The sequence below is a fragment of the Moritella sp. genome, from assembly GCF_033791185.1.
Classification (GTDB): domain Bacteria; phylum Pseudomonadota; class Gammaproteobacteria; order Enterobacterales; family Moritellaceae; genus Moritella.
The window spans coordinates 1-6,251 of sequence record NZ_JASJHF010000081.1; the positions used below are offsets into that span (position 1 = coordinate 1).

At 40.3% G+C, this 6,251-nt stretch carries 4 protein-coding genes; all 4 read left to right on the top strand.

Annotated elements, in window-relative coordinates; all coding sequences use genetic code 11:
- Nucleotides 1-303: 303 nt before the first annotated feature.
- The gene (gene pepA, locus QNK26_RS05010) at nucleotides 304-1,809 is read left to right on the top strand and encodes a leucyl aminopeptidase (RefSeq protein WP_319221236.1); all 1,506 of its coding nucleotides are present in this window, start codon (nucleotides 304-306) and stop codon (nucleotides 1,807-1,809) included.
- Nucleotides 1,809-2,279: a DNA polymerase III subunit chi gene (locus QNK26_RS05015; RefSeq protein ID WP_319221237.1), complete on the top strand. Its 471-nt coding sequence runs from the start codon at nucleotides 1,809-1,811 to the stop codon at nucleotides 2,277-2,279. The genes pepA and QNK26_RS05015 overlap by 1 nt, the downstream gene beginning before the upstream one ends.
- Nucleotides 2,280-2,292: 13 nt before the next feature.
- Nucleotides 2,293-5,148, top strand: coding sequence for a valine--tRNA ligase (locus tag QNK26_RS05020; RefSeq protein ID WP_319221239.1), 2,856 nt, complete (start codon nucleotides 2,293-2,295; stop codon nucleotides 5,146-5,148).
- 153 nt (nucleotides 5,149-5,301) lie between these two features.
- A partial coding sequence (locus tag QNK26_RS05025; RefSeq protein WP_319221240.1) for a DUF481 domain-containing protein occupies nucleotides 5,302-6,251 on the top strand: 950 nt, incomplete at its 3' end.

Genomic DNA, 6,251 nt, shown 5'->3' on the forward strand with positions numbered 1-6,251 from the left:
ACTAGGAAAACACCTAGCTGGGTACGAACAACTTCACCGAACAAATATCGAAAAATAATCACTGATTTAATCCAAAAAACTTAGTTTTTTTCTGACAACTGATGCATTTTTAAGTAAACTTACCGTTTTTACAAATAATAAAATTTGGGCTCTGTAAACGAATCAATTGAATCTGGCTATAATGATAGCCTAAAGCCAACTTGATTGTATAAGTAAGTCTATCTTCTTAAAACAGATTTTAGCAAGCTAATACCAGTATACCAAGCCCAAAACTAGCATTTAAATATATTAATAGGAGTGTTCATGGAGTTCAGTGTCAAAAGTGGCAGCCCAGAAAAACAACGCAGTGCCTGCATCGTAGTTGGTGTGTACGAGCCACGTCGTTTATCAGCCGTAGCTGAGCAACTTGATGAAATTAGTGGTGGTTATATTTCTAACCTATTACGTCGCGGTGATTTAGAAGGTAAATCAGGGCAGATGTTATTACTTCATCAAGTACCTAATATTCTTAGTGAGCGTGTTTTATTAGTGGGTTGTGGTAAAGAGCGCGAATTAGACGAACGTCAATATCGCCAAATTATCAGCAAAACAATTAGTACTCTTAACGAAACAGGTTCGATGGAAGCGGTATGCTTTTTATCTGAGCTGCATGTTAAAGGCCGCGATACCTACTGGAAAGTACGTCAAGCAGTAGAAGCAACACAAGATTGCTTATACAGTTTTAACGGTTTGAAAACTCGTAAAGAAGAAGCTCGCAGGCCATTACGTAAAATAGTATTTAATGTACCTACACGTCGTGAATTACCATTAGGTGAGCGCGCAATTAATCACGGTTTAGGCATTGCCGCCGGTATTAAGGTATGTAAAGACGTTGCCAATATGCCACCAAACATTTGTAACCCTGCTTATTTAGCCGATCAAGCACATAAATTAGCTGCTGAGCACGCTAAAGTGTCGACACATGTTGTCAATGAAGCTGAAATGGAAAGCTTAGGCATGGGCTCTTACCTTGCGGTAGGCCGAGGTAGCGTCAACGAGTCTCTAATGAGTGTAATGACTTATAATGGCGCGGGTGATGATTCAAAGCCAATCGTATTAGTGGGTAAAGGGTTAACCTTTGACTCAGGCGGTATTTCATTAAAACCTGGCGAAGCTATGGATGAAATGAAATATGACATGGGCGGCGCTGCCGGTGTGTTAGGTGCAATGAATTCATTAGCGCAGCTTGATTTACCTATTAACGTTGTCGCAATTTTAGCTGGCTGTGAAAATATGCCAGATGCTAACGCGTATCGTCCTGGTGATATCTTAACGACTATGTCGGGACAAACAGTTGAAGTATTAAATACCGATGCTGAAGGTCGCTTAGTGTTATGTGATGCACTTACTTACGTTGAACGTTTTGACCCTGAAGCGGTTATCGATGTAGCAACATTAACCGGTGCTTGTGTTATTGCCCTTGGCGCACATGCAACGGGTTTATTAAGCTCGCACAACCCTCTGGCGCATGAGTTATTAAATGCTTCCGATCAAAGTGGCGACAGAGCATGGCGCTTACCGTTATGGGACGACTATGCAGATCAATTAGAAAGCCCATTTGCGGATTTCACTAATTTAGGTGGTCGTGCAGCGGGTACTATTACCGCAGCGATTTTCTTGTCTAAATTTACCAAGAAATATCACTGGGCACATTTAGATATTGCCGGTACTGCATGGCGCGGCGGAGCGAACAAAGGCTCTACAGGTCGCCCGGTAAGTATGTTAACGCAATATTTAATAAACCGTAGTGGTCAGGAACAAGGCGAATAATGATGACGGCTCAAGTGATCTTTCATTTACTCAATGGCGCTAGCGATAGTGCGGATGAAGAAAGCGTAAATCAAAGCGCAGATCACCTTGAGCTTGCCTGTGTACAAGCCGCAGATTTATATAGAAAAAAACAACGAGTATTTATTTATGTCGACGATCAAAAGTCGGCACATCAAATAGATGAATTACTTTGGGCGTTCGATGCCCAAAGCTTTGTGCCACATAACTTACCTGGTGAAGGTTTGCATAGTGGTTCACCCGTTGAAATAAGTTGGCAAGCGCCAACCAACAATAGAAACGTATTAATTAATTTGTCGAGTAATGTCCCTGACTTTGCTCGCCAGTTTTCACAAATCATAGATTTTGTGCCTGAACAAGATGAGCTAAAAAAACAAGCCAGATTAAGATACCGTGGGTATCAACAATTAGGCTTTAGCGTTGAAACTTGTAAAGCCACCCAAGCAGCGTAATAAAAGACATACCATGGAAAAAACATTCAATCCTTCAGAAATCGAGCAATCTTTATATTCTTCTTGGGAAGAGAAAGGTTATTTTAGTCCTACTGGCGAAGGCGATGGCTACTGTATTGCCATTCCACCACCAAACGTTACTGGTAGCTTGCATATGGGCCATGCCTTTCAGCAAACTATTATGGATACGCTTATTCGTTACCAACGTATGCAAGGGCGTAATACCCTTTGGCAAGTAGGTACCGATCACGCTGGTATTGCTACGCAAATGGTGGTTGAACGTAAAATTAACGCCGAAGAAAATAAAACTCGTCATGACTATGGTCGTGAAGCGTTTATTGACAAAATTTGGGACTGGAAAGAAGAGTCTGGCGGTACTATTGGCACACAAATGAAGCGCCTTGGTAACTCAATTGATTGGACGCGCGAGCGTTTTACCATGGATGATGGCATGAGCAATGCCGTACAAGAAGTATTTGTACGCTTATTTGAAGATGATTTAATTTATCGTGGTAAACGTTTAGTTAACTGGGATCCAAAATTACATACCGCCATTTCAGACTTAGAAGTTGAAAATAAAGACAAGAAAGGCTTTATGTGGCATTTCCGTTATCCATTAGCGGATGGCGTAAAAACCCAAGATGGTAAAGGCTATATTGTTGTTGCCACAACTCGACCAGAAACTATGCTTGGTGATACCGGTGTTGCGGTAAACCCTGCAGATCCGCGTTATAAAGATTTAATTGGCAAGCAAATTTTATTGCCAATCGTTAATCGTTTAATTCCAATTGTTGGCGATGATCACGCAGATATTGAAAAAGGCACAGGTTGTGTAAAAATAACCCCAGCTCATGATTTCAATGATAACGAAGTAGGCAAGCGCCATGCTCTGCCTTTGATCAATATCTTCGATAAAGATGCCGCTATTTTAGCAGACGCTGAAGTGTATGACTCAAAAGGCGAGCTTTGTGATGCTTATGACTCTAGCTTACCAAGTGATTACGCTGGCTTAGACAGGTTTGCAGCACGTAAAGCGATTGTCAGTGAATTTGATCGTTTAGAATTACTTGAAGAAATTAAAGACCACGACTTAACCGTGCCATATGGCGACAGATCTGGTGTTGTTATCGAACCCCTACTTACTGACCAATGGTATGTACGTGTTGAAAAATTAGCAAAACCAGCCATTGCAGCCGTTGAAAATGGCGAAATTGAGTTTGTGCCGAAGCAGTACGAAAACATGTATTTTTCTTGGATGCGCGATATTCAAGACTGGTGTATTTCACGTCAACTTTGGTGGGGTCATAGAATTCCAGCTTGGTATGATGAAGATGGCAAAGTCTATGTTGGCAGAACAGAAGCCGAGGTGCGCGCTAATCACAAGATGGATGATTCAGTGGTATTGTCACAAGACAATGACGTACTAGATACTTGGTTCTCATCGGCACTTTGGACCTTCTCTACGTTAGGCTGGCCTGAAGATACTGAAGACTTAAAAAACTTCCATCCAACGGATGTGTTAGTGACTGGTTTTGATATTATTTTCTTCTGGGTTGCACGCATGATCATGATGACTATGCACTTCAACAAAGATGAAAACGGTAAAGCCCAAGTACCTTTTAAAAAGGTCTATGTAACCGGCCTTATTCGCGATGAAAATGGCGATAAGATGAGTAAATCAAAAGGTAATGTTGTTGATCCATTAGATATGATCGACGGTATTTCTTTAGACGATTTACTTGAGAAACGTACTGGTAATATGATGCAACCAAAACTTGCTGACAAAATTGCCAAGCTAACCAAAAAAGAATTCCCGAACGGCATTGAAGCACACGGCACCGATGCCCTACGCTTCACCTTAAGCGCTGTAGCATCAACCGGTCGTGACATTAGCTGGGACATGAAACGCTTAGAAGGTTACCGTAATTTTACTAACAAAATATGGAATGCCAGCCGTTACGTATTAATGAATACCGAAGAGCATGATTGCGGTAAAGATGGCGGCGAAATGCAGTTATCATTAGCCGACAGATGGATCATCGGTCAGTTCCAACAAACAGTGCAAACCGTTCATCAAGCATTCGACACCTTCCGTTTTGATATAGCTGCACAAGCGTTATATGAATTCACTTGGAATCAATTCTGTGATTGGTACTTAGAGCTTACTAAACCTGTACTGTTTAAAGGTAATGAAGCTGAGCAGCGTGGCACACGCCACACTTTGGTAACAGTACTAGAAGCATTGTTGCGTTTAATGCACCCTATTATGCCTTACATTACTGAAACTATTTGGCAACGTGTTGTGCCACTTACGGCGAAAACGGTAACAGTAGATAGCATTATGATGCAAAGCTTCCCACAATTTGATGAAAGCCAATTAGATGAGCAGGCAATCAGTGATTTAGAATGGGTTAAGAGCTTTATAGTAGCGATTCGTAATATTCGTGGTGAAATGGATATTGCGCCAAGCAAGCCGCTACCAGTATTTTTAAAAGGTGCTACAAGTGAAGATGTACGCCGCTTAAATGACAACGAACAGTTCTTAAGTGCACTAGCTAAGTTAGAAAGCATTGAAGTATTAAGCGACAGCAATGAAGGCCCTGCATCAGCAACTGCTGTTATTGGCGATATGAGTGTACTTATTCCTATGGCCGGCTTAATTGATAAAGATGCAGAGCTTGCACGTTTATCTAAAGCCATTGAAAAGCTTGAGAAAGATGTTCAGCGTACGCGCGGAAAACTAAGCAATGACAACTTTGTAAGTAAAGCACCACCGGCAGTTATTGCTAAAGAGCAAGAAAAGCTTAACGACGCAGAATCTATGCTAGCAACACTAGCAGAGCAAAAAATAACTATTGCTAATTTATAGTTAACTGTAGCTATCTAGTACTTAGTGCTAGGTAGCTCTTTAATAAATAAATAAATTGGATTTTAGTGACTGTTTTTTGTAAAGTGTTTGCTTATCAAAATAAAGTCACGATGACTCACTTTAATAATAATTTGAAATGGAAGTATTAACCTGATGAAAAGTTTAAGCCGCACCTGCTTATTCATTGTAACTTTAGTAGCTGCGCCTATAACATCAGTTTGGGCCGCTGAAGATACCGAATCTAAAAAGCCAGAACCTGTAAAGATTACTTCAGAAAACCTTGAAATTGAAACAACTGAATTCAAAATAGGTGAATCAAAAAATCCTGATTTAGAAAAAACTGAATTAAAAGCAGGTGAATTAGAAAAAGCTACCAAGACTGATCCAAAAGATGATCCCAAAGAGATCGAGTCTTCAATTGTTAAAGTGAAAACGGTTGAATCGACCACAGTAGAGTCAACCACAACAGCAGATATAGTGGTTAAGCCAATTAGCATACACATTCCTGGCGAGCCGAAATACTTTGATTGGATTTTATTAACAAATGGTGAGTTACTGAAAGGTGAAATCATCTCTATGTATCAAGATTCGATGGATTTTGATTCAGATGAACTAGGCTCTATCGATATTGATATGGATGATATCTCGGAGCTACGTGGTAGTGAAATTATGAGTATTCGTTTTAGCAATGATGAAGTTGTTGAAGGTAAGATGGTCATCAGTAATGGTAAAATGTCATTTATGGAGCGCCCTAACAAAGTTTTTAAAGCGAGCGATATTTTAGGTATAGCTGCATCGGAAGCAAGTGGTAAAAGTTTATGGGCTGGCGATGTTAGTTTAGGTGTTAACTATCGAAGTGGTAATACTGAAAAATTTGATTATAGTGGCCAAATTAAGCTTAGTCGCTTAACCGCTACCGATCGCATATTAATAAATACTGCTACAAACTATTCTAAAATAAAAGACGCCGAAACGGGCGAAGACGTTAGGACTATACAAAACACTCGTATTAGCGCCTCTTATGACTGGTTTTATTCTCGTAAGATATTCTTTCGCTTACCTGCTGTTGAATACTACACTGATGAATTCAAAAATATTGATTA

Bases quoted from the DNA above. Each gene is read 5' to 3' on its own strand.
- pepA (WP_319221236.1), top strand. From the start codon at position 304: ATGGAGTTCAGTGTCAAAAGTGGCAGCCCAGAAAAACAACGCAGTGCC.
- QNK26_RS05015 (WP_319221237.1), top strand. From the start codon at position 1,809: ATGATGACGGCTCAAGTGATCTTTCATTTACTCAATGGCGCTAGCGAT.
- QNK26_RS05020 (WP_319221239.1), top strand. From the start codon at position 2,293: ATGGAAAAAACATTCAATCCTTCAGAAATCGAGCAATCTTTATATTCT.